The organism is Kosakonia sp. (genome assembly GCF_032104925.1).
Classification (GTDB): domain Bacteria; phylum Pseudomonadota; class Gammaproteobacteria; order Enterobacterales; family Enterobacteriaceae; genus Kosakonia.
On the sequence record NZ_DAMCGF010000003.1, the window covers coordinates 437,784 to 458,486 of the forward strand.

Annotated in this window: 18 protein-coding genes; 2 read left to right on the top strand and 16 right to left on the bottom strand. The window is 48.3% G+C overall.

Going from position 1 to position 20,703, the window contains the following annotated elements:
- Positions 1 to 9 precede the first annotated feature (9 nt).
- Genes RT644_RS08280 through RT644_RS08320 form a run of 9 tightly spaced genes read right to left on the bottom strand, consistent with a single transcriptional unit; the run spans position 10 to position 8,726 of the window.
- Positions 10 to 951, bottom strand: a complete 942-nt coding sequence (locus RT644_RS08280; RefSeq protein WP_313626349.1) for a hypothetical protein — start codon at positions 949 to 951, stop codon at positions 10 to 12.
- Between the two features lie 42 nt (positions 952 to 993).
- Complete coding sequence (locus tag RT644_RS08285; RefSeq protein ID WP_020454480.1) at positions 994 to 1,719, bottom strand: SDR family oxidoreductase; 726 nt, start codon at positions 1,717 to 1,719, stop codon at positions 994 to 996.
- A gap of 18 nt (positions 1,720 to 1,737) precedes the next feature.
- Positions 1,738 to 1,974: an acyl carrier protein gene (locus RT644_RS08290; protein WP_313626350.1), complete on the bottom strand. Its 237-nt coding sequence runs from the start codon at positions 1,972 to 1,974 to the stop codon at positions 1,738 to 1,740.
- A gap of 2 nt (positions 1,975 to 1,976) precedes the next feature.
- The gene (locus tag RT644_RS08295) at positions 1,977 to 2,774 is read right to left on the bottom strand and encodes a MaoC/PaaZ C-terminal domain-containing protein (protein WP_313626351.1); all 798 of its coding nucleotides are present in this window, start codon (positions 2,772 to 2,774) and stop codon (positions 1,977 to 1,979) included.
- On the bottom strand, positions 2,771 to 4,012 hold the full coding sequence (locus tag RT644_RS08300; RefSeq protein WP_313626352.1) for a beta-ketoacyl-[acyl-carrier-protein] synthase family protein: 1,242 nt from the start codon (positions 4,010 to 4,012) through the stop codon (positions 2,771 to 2,773). Before RT644_RS08300 ends, RT644_RS08295 begins: the two co-directional genes overlap by 4 nt.
- A gap of 1 nt (position 4,013) precedes the next feature.
- Positions 4,014 to 5,402, bottom strand: coding sequence for an efflux transporter outer membrane subunit (locus tag RT644_RS08305; RefSeq protein ID WP_313626353.1), 1,389 nt, complete (start codon positions 5,400 to 5,402; stop codon positions 4,014 to 4,016).
- Positions 5,399 to 7,339, bottom strand: coding sequence for an ATP-binding cassette domain-containing protein (locus tag RT644_RS08310; protein ID WP_313626354.1), 1,941 nt, complete (start codon positions 7,337 to 7,339; stop codon positions 5,399 to 5,401). The genes RT644_RS08305 and RT644_RS08310 overlap by 4 nt, the downstream gene beginning before the upstream one ends.
- Positions 7,340 to 8,497 (bottom strand): efflux RND transporter periplasmic adaptor subunit, encoded by a 1,158-nt coding sequence (locus tag RT644_RS08315; protein ID WP_020454486.1) that lies wholly within the window; start codon positions 8,495 to 8,497, stop codon positions 7,340 to 7,342.
- A 58-nt stretch (positions 8,498 to 8,555) separates the two neighbouring features.
- Entirely contained in the window at positions 8,556 to 8,726 is a 171-nt protein-coding gene (locus tag RT644_RS08320) for a hypothetical protein (RefSeq protein WP_020454487.1), read from the bottom strand.
- 189 nt (positions 8,727 to 8,915) lie between these two features.
- On the opposite strand from RT644_RS08320, the gene RT644_RS08325 reads away from it, so the two are divergent.
- Positions 8,916 to 9,161: a hypothetical protein gene (locus RT644_RS08325; protein WP_313626355.1), complete on the top strand. Its 246-nt coding sequence runs from the start codon at positions 8,916 to 8,918 to the stop codon at positions 9,159 to 9,161.
- 656 nt (positions 9,162 to 9,817) lie between these two features.
- Here the strand turns inward: RT644_RS08325 and mqo are convergent.
- A complete protein-coding gene (gene mqo, locus RT644_RS08330) occupies positions 9,818 to 11,473 on the bottom strand; it encodes a malate dehydrogenase (quinone) (RefSeq protein ID WP_313626356.1) in 1,656 nt (551 codons plus the stop codon).
- Between the two features lie 274 nt (positions 11,474 to 11,747).
- On the opposite strand from mqo, the gene RT644_RS08335 reads away from it, so the two are divergent.
- Positions 11,748 to 12,983 (top strand): SulP family inorganic anion transporter, encoded by a 1,236-nt coding sequence (locus RT644_RS08335; RefSeq protein ID WP_313626357.1) that lies wholly within the window; start codon positions 11,748 to 11,750, stop codon positions 12,981 to 12,983.
- On the opposite strand, the gene mgtE is transcribed toward RT644_RS08335, so the two are convergent.
- From mgtE to RT644_RS08365, 6 genes are all read right to left on the bottom strand, one after another.
- Complete coding sequence (mgtE, locus tag RT644_RS08340) at positions 12,946 to 14,382, bottom strand: magnesium transporter (RefSeq protein ID WP_160269402.1); 1,437 nt, start codon at positions 14,380 to 14,382, stop codon at positions 12,946 to 12,948. The genes RT644_RS08335 and mgtE overlap by 38 nt on opposite strands.
- Before the next feature lie 150 nt (positions 14,383 to 14,532).
- Positions 14,533 to 16,176 (bottom strand): multidrug ABC transporter permease/ATP-binding protein, encoded by a 1,644-nt coding sequence (locus RT644_RS08345; protein WP_313626358.1) that lies wholly within the window; start codon positions 16,174 to 16,176, stop codon positions 14,533 to 14,535.
- 73 nt (positions 16,177 to 16,249) lie between these two features.
- A complete protein-coding gene (gene alkB, locus RT644_RS08350) occupies positions 16,250 to 16,900 on the bottom strand; it encodes a DNA oxidative demethylase AlkB (protein WP_097407122.1) in 651 nt (216 codons plus the stop codon).
- Positions 16,900 to 17,961 carry a bifunctional DNA-binding transcriptional regulator/O6-methylguanine-DNA methyltransferase Ada gene (gene ada / locus RT644_RS08355; protein WP_313626359.1) on the bottom strand — a complete coding sequence of 354 codons (1,062 nt, stop codon included), beginning with the start codon at positions 17,959 to 17,961 and terminating at the stop codon, positions 16,900 to 16,902. Before ada ends, alkB begins: the two co-directional genes overlap by 1 nt.
- Before the next feature lie 72 nt (positions 17,962 to 18,033).
- Positions 18,034 to 19,065, bottom strand: coding sequence for an FAD:protein FMN transferase ApbE (gene apbE / locus RT644_RS08360; RefSeq protein WP_313626360.1), 1,032 nt, complete (start codon positions 19,063 to 19,065; stop codon positions 18,034 to 18,036).
- A gap of 115 nt (positions 19,066 to 19,180) precedes the next feature.
- Positions 19,181 to 20,347 (bottom strand): porin OmpC, encoded by a 1,167-nt coding sequence (locus RT644_RS08365; protein ID WP_313626361.1) that lies wholly within the window; start codon positions 20,345 to 20,347, stop codon positions 19,181 to 19,183.
- Positions 20,348 to 20,703: the final 356 nt, after the last annotated feature.

Below are 20,703 nucleotides of genomic sequence, written 5' to 3' on the forward strand. Positions count from 1 at the left end.
AAATAAAACCTAAAAATTATAACTAAAGAAGGACGTGTAGTGCCACAAAGTCCATTCATTGTTATATCTGCAGATACCCTGCTCAACTAACTCAGGCATTTTCTTTTCGATCTTGCGATGGTCAACGCAATCTAAAATATCTATATTTAAATTATTTTTATCATCCAGCTTGATACAGTAAAATAACGTCGACTGTTTTAGCAGGCGGCTAAAAACAGGAAGACCAGAGTGCAACTCACAACTTCGCTCCAGCAATCTAACTGGAAACGTTTTCATTTTTTTCTTTGTAAGCCTGGTTGTACATTCCGGAAGTGCATCAGGAAAGATAACAAGGTTTTTTTGATTCTCTACCAGGGAAAAAATAATATCCTGCAAACTATTACCTTCATTACCCTCCATTGCTTCAGGGTTGAATTGTTCAATAGAGATACCCTGCGAGTTATTATTTTGCTTTTCATGGAGACTTTGCATTGAATTGTGCACAGAGACAACGACCACCGGCTTTCCCGTAACCTGCGCGGCAATCACCGTCTGTAAAATATCCGAGACGGTGTGCAATGGCGCAAATATCAGATGAGAAGATATATTATTTGCATCAATATAGCTCCTTATTTTTGCTGCACAGGCTTCCAACTGCTCCAGCAGTTGTTTATTCTCATTAACCAGCGCATTCTTTAATATTTTTTGTCGCATCACACAAAAAAAATGTGTTGTGGTGCTTTGCAAACCAAGAACGTTGTAATGCGTTTGCCTGAAACTATTATTCAGTCCATAACTCTTACCAAATAGAAAACAATATTTTTCCGAAATACAGAGTAAAAATCGATAATCTATATGTTTAAAAAATAAAGCTATCAGCTTGCTTTTTATTGTTCTAAAAATGGTTATTTTCTTGTAATAAACACGAACATAACCTGACAATAACAAACTAAGAAATTCAAAGCCTGGCATCACGCTCTCAACTGGTCTATATTTTTGAATTATACCTGAATGTTAAGCGGTCATTCCGCCATCAAGCACAATTGTTTGGCCTGTCATATATTGACAAGGTTCACTAATCATAAATCGTGCAACCTTTGCCACCTCTTCCACAGAGCCAAACCGGCGCAGCGGGATTTGTGAACGTAATTTTTTCAAGGCATCTGGCGATAAGTTGTGCGTCATATCACTGTCTATGACCCCCGGAGCCAGGCAGTTAACGCGAATACCAAATCGAGCAACTTCAAGTGCCAGTGACCGGGCCAGCCCAAAATGAGCCGCTTTGCTTGCACCATAAGCCGTTTGACCAATATTGCCTTTTATTCCCGTTACCGAACTCACAAGCAAAATGACACCATCGCCATTCGCCATCATTTCAGGCAGGAGATACTGATTCCAATAAAAAATGGCATTGAGGTTTGTATCAATCACATTCCGCCATTGCTCAATCGATTGACGAATATGCAGTTCATCCTGAGTGACCCCGGCATTATGTATGACGGCTTTAGGCGGCCCATATCGATTTAACAAATCCTTCGCGACCGTTTCCACCTGCACAACATCACAGTTATCGCAAACCACATGCTCAATGAAGGTCTTACTGGACTGATTATTTTCATCCGGGCTGGATTTTGTCGACCGAGAAGTGAATACAATATTATTGTCACTACGTAATTCATTGACAATGGCTGAACCAATCCCGCGATTTCCACCTGTAACAAGGATCCATGAGTCACTCATTATTAATCACCTGAAATGCTAAGCTGATAAAACGGATGTACAAAACTCTTTAAGAGTAATGTCAGTTGATTTCATTGCTGCTTCGAAATTTATAGTTATATTAAATTGCTTTTTAACCATTACCATCAGCTCTACATAGTCCAGGCTATCTAAACCTAATTCTGAAATAGTCGTTTGCTCGTTTATCTCTTCTAAAGGAAGATCTTTTGCATCGGCAATAGTGCTTGCAATAGCGTTATAAAGCTCTGTGTACATATTCATTTCCCCTGTGAGTTAATGGCAACTTTCAGTGTCACCGACATTTGCATGAGTGTATTTTCTTTTTCTTTTGCCGCCACCTGAACTTGAATTAACCAGCCGTAATCTGCATCACCGGTTATCAATGGCCTTGCAATAGAGAGACACAAACCTTCAATTTTTTGTCCCTCTCTGTAAAACAAGGAAGAATGGCAATAGAAATCATAATGCGTTTGTAATACGTATTCCTGCGACAACAGTGCTGATAGCGAATGCACGGGAGTACATTTATTTAAAAAGTCAGCAGGAAATAAATCCTTAGCCCTGAATAGTTCTCTGAACATTACTGAGGATAAAAAAACGGCATAATTTTGTTCTATGTCAGCAGGCCACAGTGCAACAACCTCATCCTGATATTCCTTCGACAAAACCCTTTCAACGATAACATCGTTGATGGTTGGATAATTTGCCTGAGAAATAGATCCACGAATATGTGTGATACCGGTAGAGGGATCAATCAATTTGAAGGTTGTCTTTATTTCTCCATCATTATGGCGTAAAGAGTACGTCGTGCCACACGACACCGGTTTTTCAAATTTGGCTGAGAACTTTACCGGAGCAGAATATGTTGCGCTAAAAATACCGGAATGATTAATCAGCTCATTTTGTACATCTGCCAGTACACGCATGCCATGCGCAACCAATGCTGTTTGATTCAGTTTAGCGACAGCAAGTAGATCAAAGTGTATCGGGTTGTAATCACCAGAAAAATTGGCCCAATGCTTTGCGTGAAAGTCATCATATGTCATGTCTGTCATAACGAGCGACCTATGACCAGAGCAGCATTTGTCCCCCCGAACCCAAAACTGAGATTCAGTACATTATCTACAACAGTCTGACGATGCTGGTTTGGAATGAAATCAAGATCACATTCTGGATCGGGGCGGTTCAGATTACGTGTTGCCGGCAGGATATTGTTTTCCAGCACCTTCAGACAGACAATGCTTTCGAAGCTACCTGCTGCAGCAATCAGATGCCCGCTGTATGATTTTGTACTCGAAACGGGGATCTCATATGCATACCGCCCGAAGACATCTTTAATAGACTGTGTTTCATTGAGATCGTTGAGCATGGTTGATGTTCCATGCGCATTTATATAACCAATTTCATTAGCGCTTAGCCCCGAATCAGCTAACGCTTTCTTGATAGTAGAAACGCGTGAAAGCTTATCCTGTGCAGGAGCGGTAAAATCAACTCCATCGGAAAAATTCCCGTATCCTTTAATTTCACCGAGTATGGTCGCCCCTCTTGCCAGCGCTGATTCGCGCTCCTCCAGACACAGGATAGCCGCGCCTTCAGATAAAACGAACCCCGAGCGGTCAAGACTGAATGGGCAAGAGGCTTTGTGGATATCATGTTGTTCATGCGTTAACGCCTGAAGCACATCAATCATCCACACCGATGCATTTGATGTCAGTGATTCACTTCCACCGGCAAGCATCATGGTCATGTGCCCATTTTTAATTAATTCATAAGCCTCGCCAATAGCCATGCTCCCCGTGGCACATGCTGCTATCGGGGTATTTTGATACCCCCTCAATCCCCACATGATGCTGCAGGCGGCCGTTGCGACGCTTGGCATTGCATGAAAGCAGCTAAACGGCGAGCCAACACCAACAAGTTTATAATCATCATAATTATGGTAGGCGTCATCAATTCCCCCCCAGCCGGTGCCGACAATCGTGCCGCATTTCAGGGGGTCGTAGATATCGGCAGGTAGAGACTGGTTAAATGCCATTGCAACAGCTTCCTGCGCAGCCGCAAGACCAAGCCGTGCAAAACGAGGTAATTTCCGTCGAATAGAAGCAGGAACCCCCGTTAACTTAGGTTCATGCGCAATCAAGCCATAAAATTTCGAGTTAATACTCGCATCCGTTTTATCAACGTACTGATAGCCTGTGTGGTAATCCATAATAGATTTCCAGCTTTCTTCCGCTGAGCTTCCCAACGGCGTAATCGCACCGTAGCCGGTGATAACAACGCGTCTATGTTCCATTTTAACTTTTTACCTTGCTGTTAAATTCACCACCACCGATTGATAATAAAAACTTCATCGTAGAAGTTAGATAATCGTACTGACAATCGGCGTATGAAATTTTCTGGTTAAGAACATTGTCCTGAGAGTCCAGTAAGGTCTGAAGCGATATATAACCAGACCTGTACTTGACTGTATTTATTCGCATCAGATTCTGAGAAATTAAGAGTGTCTTTTTTTGCATCTCAAGACCATATTCAGCTTTTTTTCTGGCATCTAAAGCGTTCTCTACTTCAGATAATGCATTGAGCACGACTTTTCTGAAGTCATTAACTGATAACGCGACAGCAATCTTTTCTTTTTCTAATTCAAAACTCAACTTTCTCCACTGAAGCGGTGGGAAAGCGGCCGAGATAGATTGTAATAAGGTTTGCTCGCTAAACCATTGTGTGAAAATGGTGCTCCCCGCCCCGATCGTCGCGCCCAGTGAGATAGAGGGAAAGAAGTTAATCTTAGCCAGATCATAACCGGTAATTGCTATTTTTATTCTGGATTCTGCGGCGCGTATATCCGGGCGTAGCGATATTATGTCCACCGGTTTAAACAACGGCAGTTTGATATCCTGGTATTCACCAAGTCCTTTTTTTTCTTTCGGACGATCAATACTGTTTTTGTTATAGACAATGGCCATGGCGTTACGCTCATTTTCCCTTTGGCTAATAACATTCCGCAGTTGTAACTCGCTTGAATAAATAGCTTGCTTTGCTAATAAGACATCAGATCTCGCGCCTGCTCCGCTTTTATATTTAGCATTAACGACCAGATATGTAGACCTGGCGATCTCAAGCCGTTGTTTGTAAAACTCAATTTGCTCATTGAATTTAGCAATGTTCCAGTAACTTTTGGCAATTGAATCAATAATAACCAACACAGTGTTTTGCAAATCTTGTTCACTGGCATCAATGTTCCATTTACCCTGCTCTCTCGTCCTCGCTAACTTACCCCATAAATCAAGTTCATAGCTCATTGACAAAGAAGAGCTGTAACTCTCTGTTGAAGGCGTACCTTGCAATAAAGTGCGGTTATTACTTGCACTCGCTGACATATTAAAATCAGGAAAAAGATTCGTATTTATTTCGCCTGAATCCAGCTTGCTTTTTAACAGATTCAACGCGGCCGCATGCAAATCGTTGTTATTCCTCAGCGTATCATTAATGATCGATGATAACAGGAGGTCATTGAATACACTCCACCATGCTTCATTGGTGACAGCATTTTTATAACCTGTTTTCTCGCTTTGCCCCGCCGTTGGAAATTTTATCTCTGGCGTATGATATTCAGTTTTCAACATGCTGCCGCAACCTGTGCATAATAAGCAAAGCAAAAATAATGATGTTTGTTTGAACTTCATTTGTAACCTAATGCTTTAGCAGGCGTATAAGATGATGCTTTCTTCGCCGGAACGTAACCGAATACGATGCCGATGAAACATGAAAACGCACAGGCAATAACAATCGGTGTTATTGTCAAAACCATGTCAAATTGGTTCGTCACTAGAGGGAATATAATTCTGGCTAAACTCGTTAAAGCCACGCCGACGGCTCCCCCTAAAAAACAGATAAATACAGACTCGATTAAAAATTGCCTTTTAATATCAGCAGGACTCGCGCCTACAGAAAGACGAATGCCAATTTCATGAATGCGCTCTGTCACTGAAACAAACATAATGTTCATAACGCCCACTCCACCAACCAACAGCGAGATGGTTGAAATAGCTACCGTGAGCAGTTTCATTGAGGTAGAAACATTCTCGATCATTTCTGCCACTGACTCATTCGTGACAGTAAAGAAGTCCTTTTTACCGTGTGAAAACGTGAGCGCTTGCTCTATTTTCTCTCTTATAAGCTCAACCTGAGCCGGATCTTTGGCCCGAACCTGGATGGCTTCAAAAGGTATCAGACCCGTAATCCGGTTTATGTACGAGGTCCAGGGTATCCAGGCTTTTAATGTCGTCTTTTCCGATGCCGTCGAGATATCTTTGATCACCCCGACCACCTCAAATGGGTAGCCGGAAATCTGCAAATATTTTCCTACTGCTTCATTCGAGGAACCGAATGCGGTTTCTGCAAGCCTTGAGTCAATAACGGCAACAGCATCACTGGCGGTTATATTGTCAGTTTCAAACAAATGACCAGCTAACACTTTATCGGCATCGAAGTATTCCTTACTGATACCGGTAAGCGCAGCGTCAATATCACTATCACCACTATTTATCGTCGCTGTTGAAGTTATGACCGGTGAAATTTTACTTTCCGGTAATAGCTCGGTAAGCATATCAACATCATCTTTTTCAAGAAGCTTATTGCCGGGATCTGGCATTGACTTCCAGCTGGTGCCTGGCCTGATTTCAATGGTGTTGGTGGCTAATAAATTCATTTCTTTCATAACACGATGGTGTGCGCCTTCGCTTATGGCAATAGACATAAGCACTGCAAAAACCCCAATAATGACACCCAGCATTGACAGAAACGCTCGTATCCGGTGGCCGTTCAGTGCCCTAAACGCAGTTCTGAATGCTTCGACTATCCCAAACATCATGCCAAGCGGATCCTTTTCAAGTACCCTGCTGCATGCTGCCTGGAGGTCACTGGTTGATACGCTGCTTTCGTCTTTCACGATCCGGCCATCATTCATGTGTATGATTCGGTCGGCCTGTGACGCAATATTGCTATCATGCGTAACAAGGATAATCGTTTTGCCCTTTCGGTTAAGCGTCTTGAATATGTCCATAACCTGGCAACCCGTCACACTATCCAGAGCACCCGTCGGTTCATCTGCCAGAATAATGTCGGCATCATTCATTAGCGCTCTGGCAATGCTGACGCGCTGCTGCTGCCCACCAGAAAGTTGGTTTGGGTTAAAATCAACGCGATCGCTTAAGCCGACCGACTCAAGTATTTTTTCCGCACGTTCATTTCTATTTTTATAGTTTTTTGAGGTGTATTGTGCGGGTAAAGCGACATTCTCTTTCGCGGTTAAGTAAGGCAAAAGATTGTATTTCTGGAATACAAAACCAATATATTTATTTCGTAACTCAGCAACTGAGTCGGCAGTTAACACCGATACGTCAATGCCGTAGAATGACATCTGCCCAGCGCTAATATCATCTAAGCAGCCAATGGTATTCATCAGCGTGGTTTTACCCGAGCCTGATGGCCCGACGATAGCGATAAACTCGCCTTTTTTAATGGTTAGCGATACGCCTTTCAGTGCAGAAACGATTTCTCCACCACTCTCATATCGTTTATAAACGTCTGATAAAATAATATATTCATCGGTGCGGCTCATTTAGTCGCCACCCTTTATTATAATATCGCCTATTTCTAATCCTTTAACGATCTCAGTAATTTTTGCGTTCTTAATCCCGGTTTGTACGCGTCTTTTTTCTATTTTATTATTGTGAAGTACATTGACGATATAATGATCTTTGCTAACCATTTCACCCAGGTAGTTTGTCGGAACGGCTTTAACGTTTTTTTTCTCTTCAACAACTAAATAAACCTGTACCGACATAGCTGGCTTTAAAACATGCTGATCATTTACTACGTCAAAACTTCCATTGTAATAGGTAGCAGTTTTCTTACTCCCGGCAGAATCACCTGAACTGCTCTTCATATCGTAAAGCATTTCTTCTGGTATTTGCTGTATCCTGTTTAGCATCCCTTTATAACGGGTGTCAGGAGAAGCCGTGACAGTAAACCATAAAGGCATACCAACCCTGGTTTTCAAAATATCCATTTCTGATATTTTTATATTTACAGTCATGATATCCAGATTAGCCACCACCAGAATTGTCGGCGCACTCTGTGATGAAACAATAGTCTGCCCTTCCTGCGTTAATATACCCAAGACGACGCCATCTATGGGCGACGTAATGCGCGTGTACGCTAAGTTTGCCTGAGCAGTATTTAACTTGACTCTGGCCTGAGCTATTTGAATTTCATTTATATCTAGCTGTTCTTTATCACTTTCATATTTTGTTTTCGCCGTCTCGAGGTCGCTCAGCGTTGTGGCGTCATCCAGTGACATTTTCTTTTGTCGGTTATAATCGCTCTTAGACTGTTTAAGCGACAGTAACGTGATCTTTTTTTGCGCTAATGCATTATCCAGCTCAGATTTAGCACTATCGACATCATTTTGTGCAAGCGTCGGATCGATCTCAGCCAGCAACTGGCCTTTTTTAACTGCATCACCTTCCTTCACATGCAGCTTATTGAGCCGTCCATTAACCTGCGCCCCGACACTAACTTGCTCGTTAGGTTTTAGAACGCCGGTCGTGGTAATCAGTCGGTCGATATCAGAGTAGGTGACGTGAGAACTTTCTTTCTTCGTATTTTCAGTAACGTCACTTTCCGAAAGAAATACGCTATTAACCGCATATACAGCAGGAACTATAGCTACTAATAAAGTCAGAAAAAAAGGTTTTATCTTCACACTGATGACCATTATAAAAGGCCAGAAACTGGCCTTTGTTTTAATTTTACTGCTTAATTAATGTTGAGAATTACTTCTCGTCACAACGTTTTTCTAAACCATTTTTACCTGATTCACGACGGAACCAGCCATACACGCCGTTAGGACGGTTATCAACAAAATAACATTCACCGTATGGGCCAACCATTCCGCCCACAACTGCTTTACTTTCTTTGGATTCTAATACTGTTGCTTTAAACATTTTAATTCCCTTGTGTAATAGTGCTTCAATTATTTGCAAATCGTTCATTTCTGAACAGGATGAAATATATCGCATTACCCCAAGATCTTTTAATCAATAAAAAATCAAAAGCATCTTTAAAAATTTAAAGCGCTTTTTTGAAACTTTTAAATTTTTTTTGAAGTTTTTAAAACCCTTTTTGAAGCTTTAATGCGCTTATTTGAAGTTTTTAAAGCGCTTTTTGAAGTTTTAATGCGTTTACTTGAAGGTTTTAAAGCGCTTTTTGAAGTTTCAGTGTGTTTACTTGAAGGTTTTAAAACGCTTTTTGAAGTTTTAGTACGTTTATTTGAAGGTTTTAAAGTGCTTTTTGAAAATTATAAAGCATTCGTGAAAGGTATAAGTGCTGTTTTTTTAAACATTTCTTTGCACGTCATTGTAAATGTAGCAATTATGTGAAGCAGCTGATAATGAGGTGCTATCATGCAGTCGATGATTATATAGGTTTTGCCGTAGCCGCCGTTTCAATCGCGCACTTAATCGATACTGAAAATCTGGAAAAGAGGTTAGGTAACGTGCTGAAGGCTCCGCCTCATATTGAATAACTGCCCGATAAGGACAGTTGCCACCTGGCCGATGCAACACGCACGTTCGCCAGTTCACCGGGGGTTTTTAGTGTGAGCAACGCCAGTACGCAGCCCGCAAAGTAACGGGGTCGCAGAACCGTTCGTGAAGACATTCAAACGAAATCACGTCAACGTAAATGAATTACCGGATGCGGTATACGTGATGAAAGCTGTTATATGAAAGGGATTTCCAGTAAAGAGTCTGTCAATGGAGAGGCTCACAGCTTTGATGAAATTATATAAATCATAATGTTGTATTAATATATTTAATCTTCTCGTGCCGCCCCAAAAACCTATAAGAAACCAATCCATTGCGGTTGATTTTGTCATGTCTGCGCTATGCGCAAGAGAACAAACAGCCCGAGATAAATGCCCTCCCCCATCGTTGGCGATACTGCGGCCAACAAAAACTCACTAATCCATCAGCGTGGGAATGTAATAAAAACCGTAACGCATTCGTCACGGTTTTTATGTTGCAGTAAAAAACGATTACAGCGCGATATCCGCAACCTGCTCGCCGTCATTGTGCGGCTGTGTTGTCGGTTTTTGCACCGGTGGCGTGATATCTGCTACCAGCGACTCGTCGCATTTCAGGCCGAGGATCTCGCTGGTGTAGCGCAATTCCTGGTCGGCGGCTTCAATATTGCCATTCAGCTCGGTACCGAAAGAAGGAATGATCTCTTTCAGTTTTGCCTGCCAGGCATCAGAAGCGAAGCGCTCAGCGAACACTTTCTCCATCAACTCCAGCATGATTGGCGCTGCGGTCGAGGCGCCCGGTGACGCGCCAAGCAGCGCGGCAATGGTGCCCTCTTTATCGCTCACGACTTCGGTTCCGAGGCGCAACACGCCGCCCTTGCCCGGCTCGCGCTTAATAATCTGCACGCGCTGACCCGCCTGCCACAAACGCCAGTCCTCTTTCTGCGCCAGCGGATAGTACTCGCGCAGCGCATCGAAGCGGTCGTCCTCATTTTGCAGCACCTGGTTAACCAGATATTTCACCAGGCTGAAGTTGGTCATCCCCACAGTCAGCATCGGCAGAATGTTCGACGAGTTAGTCGAACGCAGCAGATCCCACAGAGAACCATTTTTCAGAAAACGCGTCGAAAACGTAGCGAATGGTCCAAACAGCAGCACGCGTTTGCCATCGATAATGCGCGTATCAATATGCGGTACCGACATGGGCGGCGCGCCCACGGTGGCCTGGCCGTAGACTTTCGCCAGATGGTGATTGACCACTGCCGGGTTTTCCGCCACGAGGAACTGCCCGCCAACCGGAAAGCCCGCATAGTCTGCCGCTTCCGGAATACCGGATGCCTGCAACAGCTTCAGCGCTGCACCACCGGCGCCAATAAAAATAAACTTCGCCTTGATGATCTGCTCCGCGCCAGTTTGCAGGTTATGCAGCGTCACATTCCAGCTGTTGTCGGCATTGCGTTTGAGTCCGCGCACTTCAGTGCCCAGTTGCAAAGCGAAGTTCTCTTTTTTCTGCAACGAACCAATCATCTGGCGCGTCAGTTCGCCAAAATTCACATCGGTGCCGATTTCGGTACGGGTGGCGGCAATTTTTTGCCCGGCATCACGCCCTTCCATCACCAGCGGCGCCCACTGTTTGATCTGTTCGGCATCTTCGGAATAGCGCATACCGCGGAACAGGGAACATTGCTGCAGCGCTTTGTAGCGCGCGCGCAGGAAGTTCACATTGTCGTCGCCCCAGACGAGGCTCATATGCGGCACGGTATTGATAAATGAACGCGGTTCGCGCAATACGCCGGTTTTCACCTGATGCGCCCAGAACTGGCGAGAAATACGAAATGCTTCGTTGATTTCAATCGCTTTTTTAATACTGACAGAGCCGTCCGCGCTGCGTGGGGTGTAATTCAGTTCCATTAAGGCGGCATGCCCGGTACCGGCATTGTTCCAGCCGTTCGAGCTCTCTTCCGCCAGGGCATCCAGCCGTTCCACCATGGTAATCGACCAGGTGGGTTCGAGATCCTGCAACCAGGTTCCCAGCGTGGCGCTCATGATCCCACCACCGATTAAAAGCACATCTGTTTCCTGCTCTTTCGATGCGGACGTTTTTGCTGCTTTTGAGACAGCATTAAGCCCGACAGCCATCGAAAACAGCCTGGCAGTCATTTTTTTCATGATGATATTGCCTTACTTTTAGTGCTGCTTTATTCGCATTTATTGAGGGTAAAGTAGTTAGCACCCCTAACGTAGCACTTAAAAAGTGAGATTTAAATAATGTTTAAACATTAAATATTCATTGTATTAATGTTACTAATAAGTTGATTTTTTGCATTATATTTAACACTTATTGCTGGTCACTCTGACCGGAAATCTGCTATCATCCCCCGCTTTGCCGAACGCAGTGATACCGTTTGTCACTGCTTTTCTGGCATCCCACCTGCGAATCTTTATGACTGAAAAATCAACCCATTCTGTACTGCGCGTAAGCCATCTTCTGCGCTCACCACAGCTTTTTACCCGTGAAGTTCTGGCAGGCGTAATCACCGCGCTGGCACTCATCCCGGAAGTTATCTCATTTTCTGTTATCGCAGGTGTTGACCCGAAAGTAAGCCTGATAGCCTCAGTAGTGCTGTGTTTTAGCATGTCTTTGCTCGGCGGGCGTCCGGCAATGGTCACGGCGGCGGCGGGATCAGTCGCGTTGGTTATCGGTCCGATGGTTCATGAAAACGGTGTGGAATACATCCTGCCAGCAGTTTTACTCGCGGGTGTGATGCAGATTATTTTCGGTCTGAGCGGAATGTCTCGGCTGATGCGCTTTATCCCACACGCTGTAATGACCGGCTTTGTTAATGCGCTGGGGATATTGATTTTCTGCGCTCAGGTGCCGCATTTCTGGCATAAAGATCCCCTGATTCTGGCACTGTTTACCCTGACCATACTGATGGTGCTGTGGCTCCCGCGCTGGGTAAAAAGCATTCCTGCGCCGCTGGTAGCGATTGTGGTACTCACCGCGTTCACCGCTTTTAGCGGTCAGTTGCTACCCACCGTGGGGGATGAAGGTTCAATGCAGGGCGGTTTGCCTGGCCTGACGCAATGGCTGGTACCATTGAATCTGCATACGCTGAGCATTGTCTGGCCGTGTGCGCTGAGCATCGCGTTTGTCGGCTTGATGGAGTCGCTGCTGACCGCAAAATTGGTCGACGATCTGACACATTCGCCATCGAATAAAAGCCGGGAAAGCACCGGGCTTGGGATCGCGAACATTCTGGCTGGCTTCTACGGCGGGATTGCCGGGTGCGCCATGATCGGCCAGACCATTGTCAATGTGGAAATGGGCAAAGGCCGCACGCGTATCTCGACCCTTGCTGCTGCGCTGGTGCTGTTACTGCTGGTAACGGCATTAAGCGACGTGATGGCGAAAATCCCGATGGTGGTACTGGCCGGAATTATGGCGATTGTCGCGTTCAAAACCTTTAACTGGAGCAGTGTGCAACCCACGGCGCTGACGCAAGCGCCAGTTATCGAAACGCTGGTAATGCTGGTCACCGTGGTTGCCACCGTCAGCACCGGTAATCTGGCTATCGGCGTTGTTGCCGGGCTGGTTACGCTGGCGATTACGCCAGCCGCGCTGCGGGAAAGGAGCCTGTCTACAGCAAAAAAATCGTCGCCAGCCCAAGAAAAATAAAGAAACCGCCGGTATCGGTAATCGCGGTGATCATCACGCTGGAGCCGACCGCCGGGTCGCGCCCCAGCCGGGTCATCACCATCGGGATTAATACCCCCATTAGCGCCGCCATCAGCAGGTTCAGCACCATTGCCAGCGTCATCACGCCGCCCAGCGCCGCATCGTCATACAGCCACCAGGTGACACCGCCCATAATCCCGCCCCACACCAGACCGTTAATCAGCGCCACGCCCATTTCACGCAGTATAAGAAAGGTAAAGTTGCCCGGCTGAATGTTCTGTAATGCTAACGCGCGAACAATCATGGTAATGGTTTGATTCCCGGTATTGCCGCCGATACCAGCGACAATCGGCATCAGCGACGCCAGCGCCACCAGTTGCGAGATAGTGTGTTCAAAACCATCAATGACGCGTGATGCGATAAAGGCGGTACACAGGTTGGTTGCCAGCCATACCCAGCGGTTTTTCACCGCTTTACTTACCGGCGCGAAAACATCTTCCTCGGTACTTAAGCCCCCCATCTGGCGCATATCGTTGTCGGTCTCTTCGTACACCACATCAACGATCTCATCGATGGTCAAACGGCCCATCAGCATGCCGTTTTCATCGACTACCGCCGCGCTGAGCAAGTTATCACGCTCAAAAGTACGCGCCACTTTTTCCGCTTCGTCTTCAGGGGAAAAGGTCACCGGATCGGCATCCATCACCTCGCTCACCCGCCGTCCGGCGGCGTTAAGCAGGATAGTCTGCAGCCCAAGTTCGCCCATCAGCCGGTTATCACGCCCGATAACAAACAGTTTATCGGTGTTCTCCGGCATTTTACCGAGACGTCGCAAATAGCGCTGGACGGCCGCCAGCGTGACTTCTGAGCGTACGGTGATAACTTCAAACGCCATAATTGCGCCGACGCAATTTTTGCCATAACGCATGACCTGCCGCATGCGGGCGCGCTCTGTCGGCGGCAACGTCGCCATCAGCCGTCCGGTGAGGTTACGCGGCAGATGCTGCACCAGCCAGATTTGCTCATCAATATCCAGCGTTTCGAGCGCATCCAGCAGCGCGCGGTCGCTCATCTCATCGATCAGGTCATCCCAGACGTTTTCGGACGCTTCAAGCAGCACTTTGCCGCGCTTATCATCATCGATGAGCCGCCATAACGCGTGACGTTCAACCACCGGCAGCGCTTCGAGGGTGTCAGCCAAATCCGGTGGCGGCAGGTGCGAAACCAGCACTTTCACTTCGGCGAGATCGTGCTCAAGCTCGGCACTGTCGACCTGCTCGACCAGCGTGATTTCGCCAAGCAGCGCGGCGGTGAGCGGCTTATGGGTGGTGAGCAGCCAAATCAGCCGCGCACGCTCTTCATCGCGCAGTTTGACGCTGTTTTTTTTGATAACTGGCATTGGCCGGTTGTCCCTGAGTGTGGCAAAGCGCTCCGAAGCCAGAGCAGAGTAGCCTTAAGCATAGCGGCAGGTTTTGTAAAAAATAATAAACAGCGCAGGCGTTTGGATAAAAAACCAGCGAACGCCCCCTCGCCAGAAGGGGCGGCTCTGTCAGGCGGTGCGTGCCACTGCGTCGCGGGAAGCGTGCGCACGCTCTTCACCCACCAACTCGGTAAGCTGGCCGTTGCGCATCTCCAGCAGGCGATCGGCATGCACGAAGTAGTGATCGTCATGGCTGATGGCAAAAATGGTTTTGCCCATCTGCTGCATTAACGGGAGTAAGACCTGGTAGAAATCGCGGCGGAAATGCGGGTCCTGATCCGCCGCCCATTCATCCAGCAGCAGAATATCGCGCTCTTCCGCCAGCGCCAGCAGCAAGGCGACACGTTTTTTCTGCCCTTTCGACAGCTTGAGATTGAGGATCTTGCCGTTGTTCAGCTCCAGCTTGTGCGACATTTTCAGTTGCTCAAGCCACTTTTCCACCAGCGCCGGATCCGCCTGCCTACCTTCCGGTCCCAGCAAGTCGTCAAACAGCCAGACGTCGGTAAAGACCGCCGAGAATAGTTTGCGGTAATCTTCCGGTTTATCCTGCGCCATCTGTTTGCCATCCAGCAGGATCTCACCGGAAACCGGCTGATACAGCCCGGTTAACAGCATCGCCAGCGTCGACTTACCGCTGCCGTTACCCCCAATCAAAAACACCAGCTCGCCGCGCTTGAGCATCATATTGACGGGACCAATCGCGAAGTCGTTGTCCTGATATTTAAAGGTGACATCCCGCAGCTCCAGCGTTTGCCAGTTCGGGAAAGCCTGCGGGCGGGGAAACCCGGCTTTATAGGGGGCCAGCGCAAACTGTTTTAGCTTTTTGAAAGCCACCTGCGCACTGAGCAGCGTGGGCAAAGCACCTACTGCTGACAGCAGCGGCGTGCGCAAAAACAGCAGGGTCAGGGAATACGTTGCGGCGACATTGGTATCCGCCCAGCCGAGGCTGTTTGCCATCCAGAACACCAGGCCGATTGCCCCCAGCATCATAATGTTCGACCAGTTCACCGCGCTTAAATGGAACGTGTCGGCGCGAATAATGTGATGGCGATATTCACGTGCATCCGGCAGGTACATCTGTCCGAAAATGTGTTCCGCGCGTTCGCGGTTGAGGTTCAGCTCTTTGCGCCCTTCCAGCACGGTCTGGAAATCGTTGTACAGCTTGTCTTCTGTTTCACGCAGCCTCGCCATATGTTTGTACACACGGGAAACCAGCACGAACCCGCCCCAGATGGTCAGCGCCATCCATAGCACAGTGATCAGCAGCATCTTGCCGGAGAGCATCGCCAGATAGATACAGGAACCAACAGTCAGGATAATGCCCTGCACCAGTTCCGGCAGGCGCACAAAGGCGATGGTGATATTACGCACGTCACTGGTTAGCCCGGCCAGCAAAGAGGCGCTACCCAGTTGTTCGATACGTTCCACAGGCGTGTCGAGGATGCGCTTAATAAATTCACTACGCAGGCGGTAGACAAAATGGTGACCGAGCGTAGTCAGCGCCAGTTGCGACCCCAGCGTCACCGCCATCAGTAGCAGCAACAGGCCGAGGAATTCCGGTAAAACAGTCAGCGACATATCCACGGTTTCAATCAGCCGCTGGTTAATAAAAGCAATCAGGCCGATACCAAACGCGGCACTCACGAGGGTAAGCACGAGCACACCGACAAAAGGCCAGCGATACTGACGCCAGACAAGAAGGAGAAGTTCCATAACAAAACCCGGTCAACAAAATCAGCCAGCAGTTTAAACGGCTACCGGGTTACATCAAGAATAATTCTTATTTTTATTCGCCATTGCCTGCCTGGCGAAACGTCAGGTTGTAGCGGCACTCGCCGGTCGCCGGATGATAGCCGCCTTTCAGCGGCGCAATGCCGTGGTAAAAGAGCCGCGACTCGCCGCCCCATACGACCACATCGCCGTGTTCAAGCATCAGCCGTTGCAGCGGATCGCTACGTTTGAGGCCGCCAAACTGGAAAATGGCCGGTAAACCGAGCGACACAGATACAATCGGCGCACGCAGGTCGGGTTCGTCCTTATCCTGATGCAGCGACAATTTCGCCCCCGGCACATAACGGTTGATAAGACAGGCATCCGGACGAAAATCCGGGTAACCAGCCGCCTCGCTCGCCTGCTGGCACAGCGCAGAAAAAGCCGCAGGCATCGGCGGCCACGGCTGTTGAGTTAGCGGATCGACTGGCGCGTAGAGGTAACCACGATGATCGGTGGTCCAGCCGAGTTTGCCACAGTTGGTCATCGCCACTGACATGGTATAACCGCCAGGGGTGACCATATGACGCAGCGGCGACTGACTGACCACTTGTGCGATACCGCGTAACAGTTGGTCGGCTGGTGCTAATGCAAGGCGCCGCAGCACGACAGCGCCCGATGCCAGCGGCTCCTGCCAGGGTTGTTCTCCAGAAAACAGATCGAGCATCACGTCTCCTCTTTGTTACGTTCTCGCTGGAGCAACTGAGCTTTGCGCGCCATCCCCCAGCGATAACCGGACAGCGCCCCATCGCTGCGCACCACGCGATGGCAAGGGATGACAATCGCCAGTTTGTTCGCACCGCAGGCGCTGGCAACTGCTCGTACCGCGTTTGGTTTACCCAGCTTTTTCGCCAGTTCCTGGTAACTTACCGTCTCACCAGTGGGGATCTCGCGCAGTGCTTGCCATACCTGTAACTGGAACGCGGTGCCGCGAAGATCCAGCGGCAGCGTAAAGGGGGCATCGGCATTGTCGAGCCGCTTGATAACCTGTGCCACCCGCGCACTGAACGCGTCATTAGCCTGCGCACGCTGAGCGCGCGGGAAGATTTCCTGCAACTGGGCAAGAAGCTGCTCGTCACTGTCGGCCAGTAAAATGGCGCAAATTCCACGTTCGCTCTCCGCCACCAGGCAGCGGCCCAGTGCGCAGTCGCTCAAGGTATACCAGACATCAGTTGCATCGCCGCCGCGACGGAACTGCTGTGCCGTCATCCCCAGCGATGCATCGGCCTGGCGGTAATAACTGCTGCTATCCGGAAAGCCCGCTGCCAGCACAGCGTCGGTAACGGTTTCGCTCACCGCAAGAGTATTGCGTAAGCGGCGAGCGCGAAAAGCCAGTTGCCAGGCTTTTGGCGTCATGCCGGTAACGGATTTAAATAAACGGTGAAAATGATAAGGGCTAAGCGCCACTTCAGCGGCCAGCTGCTCCAGCGTGATAGGCGTATCCTGCTCCAGTAAGCGGCAGGCTTTGGTCACTTTATCCAGCCGCTGTTGCTGCGGGTGGGTTTTATCCGGCTGGCAGCGCTTACAGGGGCGAAAACCAGCGTCCTGGGCGCTCTGCGCATCGGGATAAAAACGGACATTCTGACGCAAGGCGTGGCGCGCCGTACAAGAGGGACGGCAAAAAATGCCGGTGGTCAGCACGGCAAAAACAAACTGACCATCGGCCTGCGCATTACGGGCCAGCACCGCTTGCCAGCGCTGTTCATCTAATAATGTGGTGTCGTTCATGTCAGGCTCCTTATGTAAGCTTAGCCTCACTGTGCCCGTATGCGCAGCTCCAGACACCCGCAATCTTGCGGTTTAATTTTTTTCGCTGAGCAGAAATGCGGAAAACTGCGGTGACATCCAGGTGCGGAAACCGTCGCCGTCTTTGATAATCATAAATACCGCCAGCCCTTCCCGCGTCACCACCTCTTTTGCCTGTTCGGTGCCGAGCACCATTAAACCGGTGTCCCAGGCGTCCGCTTCCAGCGCGGTGGGCGCGATAACCGTGACCGACACCAGCGCATGCTGGATTGGCCGCCCGCTACGCGGATCGATGATGTGTGAAATGCGTTTGCCGTCCAGCTCGTAATAATTACGGTAGCTGCCGGAAGTGCTGATGCCATGACCGTTAATATCGACAACCGCCTGGGCAACATTCTCACGATCGGTCGGTTTCTGGATCGCGACGCGCCACGGCTGGCCTTGCGCGTTCATGCCCCGGCTGGCTAATGCGCCACCCACAGAAACCAGATAACGCGCGATCCCTTCCTGCTCCATTAACCTTGCCAGGTGATCCGCCGCGTATCCCTCGCCTACCGTCGAAAGGTCAACAAACAGATCCGGCAGATCTTTTTGCAGGAATTGCTCTCCGGCGCGGTTGATCACGGTTAAATGCGCTAAGCCGGTATGCGCTTTCGCCGCATCAATTTGTGCCTGACCCGGTGTTTTTACCGGCTGTTTATCCGGGCCAAATCCCCATAAATTAACCAGCGGCCCGACGGTGATATCCATCGCGCCTTCGGTTTTCTCACCGACACGCAGCGAGGTAGTAACGATATCCGCCATCGCGGCGCTGACCGGCCACGGTGCCGTGCTGGTCGAATGGTTAAAGCGCATCAGCGCGGAGTCGTCCTTCCAGGTCGACATCAGATGATCGTCAGCATCCAGCTGTGTCTGAATTTTTTGTCGCAGGCTTTGCGCCTGTTGCGGGCTAATATCCACCACGCTCACGCGCCAGAAAGTGCCCATGGTTTTGCCTTCCAGCACGGTGGGCTGTGCCTTGCTACCGGTGTCGCAACCGGACAGTAACAACAACGCCGCGACAACCCCGGCACGAAGAAAAATCATCTCTGTCTCTCGTTATTTGTTAACCCGCGGCAAGCCTACACTAAAACGCAAGCTTTGGCCGACGCGGGACATAAAAAAGGGGCCTTTCGGCCCCTTAATAATCACGGTTGTTAGATTAGAACTGGTAAACCAGGCCCAGAGCAACAACGTTGTCGGTGGAAATGCCAGCGGCTTTGGTGAAGTCGTTATCGTCCAGCAGGTTGATTTTGTAATCAACATAGGTGGACATGTTTTTGTTGAAGTAGTAGGTCGCGCCAACATCGATGTATTTCAGCAGATCCTGGTCGCCGTAGTTTTCAACACCCGTACCGGAAATATCTTTACCTTTAGACTGCAGGTAAGCAATGGACGGACGCAGACCGAAGTCAAACTGGTACTGAGCAACCACTTCAAAGTTCTGCGCTTTGTTGGCAAAACCATAAGCTTTTGCACCAGATGCGCCGCCAAAACGAGTCGCGTTATAAGTCTGAGAGTATTGTGCCGCCAGGTAGAGGTTATTGGCGTCATATTTCAAACCACCGGAGTAAACCTCAGCGCGATCGCCTTCACCATAGATCGGATAAGAGCCAATGACGTTACCAGCAGAATCGGTGGTGGTGTAAACACGGTTGTTTTGATCGTAGGTACGTTTCGAGGAGGACATTGCACCACCTACGCTAAAGCCTGCACCCAGATCGTAAGTTACAGAGGCACCATAACCGTCACCATTCTGTTTCAGAACACTGCGACCAGTAGAGTCTTCACCACTTACGCTACCGTTTTTACCTTGGTATTGCAGAGCAAAATTCAGGCCATCGACCAGACCGAAGAAATCGGTGTTACGGTAGGTTGCAACGCCATTAGCACGGGACTGCATGAAGTTATCTGCACCGTAAGTATCGCCGCCGAATTCTGGCAGAACGTCGGTCCAGGAGGTGACGTCGTAAATTACGCCATAGTTACGACCATAGTCGAAAGAACCCGCATCAGCTACGCGGATACCGGCGAAAGCCAGACGAGTCCATGCCTGGTCGGTAGAGGTTTCCGTGTTATTAGCCTGAACGTTGTATTCCCACTGACCGTAACCCGTCACCTGGTCATTTACCTGTGTTTCGCCTTTGAAGCCAAAACGTACATAGGTCTGATCGCCATCAGCGCTGCTATCGTCAGAGAAATAGTGCAGACCGTCTACTTTGCCGTAAAGATCTAATTTGTTGCCATCTTTGTTGTAAACTTCAGCCGCATTTGCTGCGCCTGCTACCAGCAGAGCCGGTACCAGGAGGGACAGAACTTTAACTTTCATTTTATTAACCCTCTGTTATATGCATTTTTATTGCCACTGCTTGCCGATTAACCCTCTAATCAGCTGGCAAAATCATTGTGCTTAAAATAGAAAAATAATCCAACGAGAATATGATACGAAAACTTTGAAGATGTTTCATACGTAATGATAGATGTTTCATTTTGTAAATTCGAGGGAACTTTTTTTCGCACAAATAGCTAAATAAATGCGCACAAATAATCAAAAACCAATAAAAAATTATTTAAAAACAAAATAATAAGCAAAACATAAATCATAGCACTGAATGCAAAACCATAACCTTCAATCGCAACTAAAATAACTGACGCTATCATCATTAACTTTATTTATTACCGTCA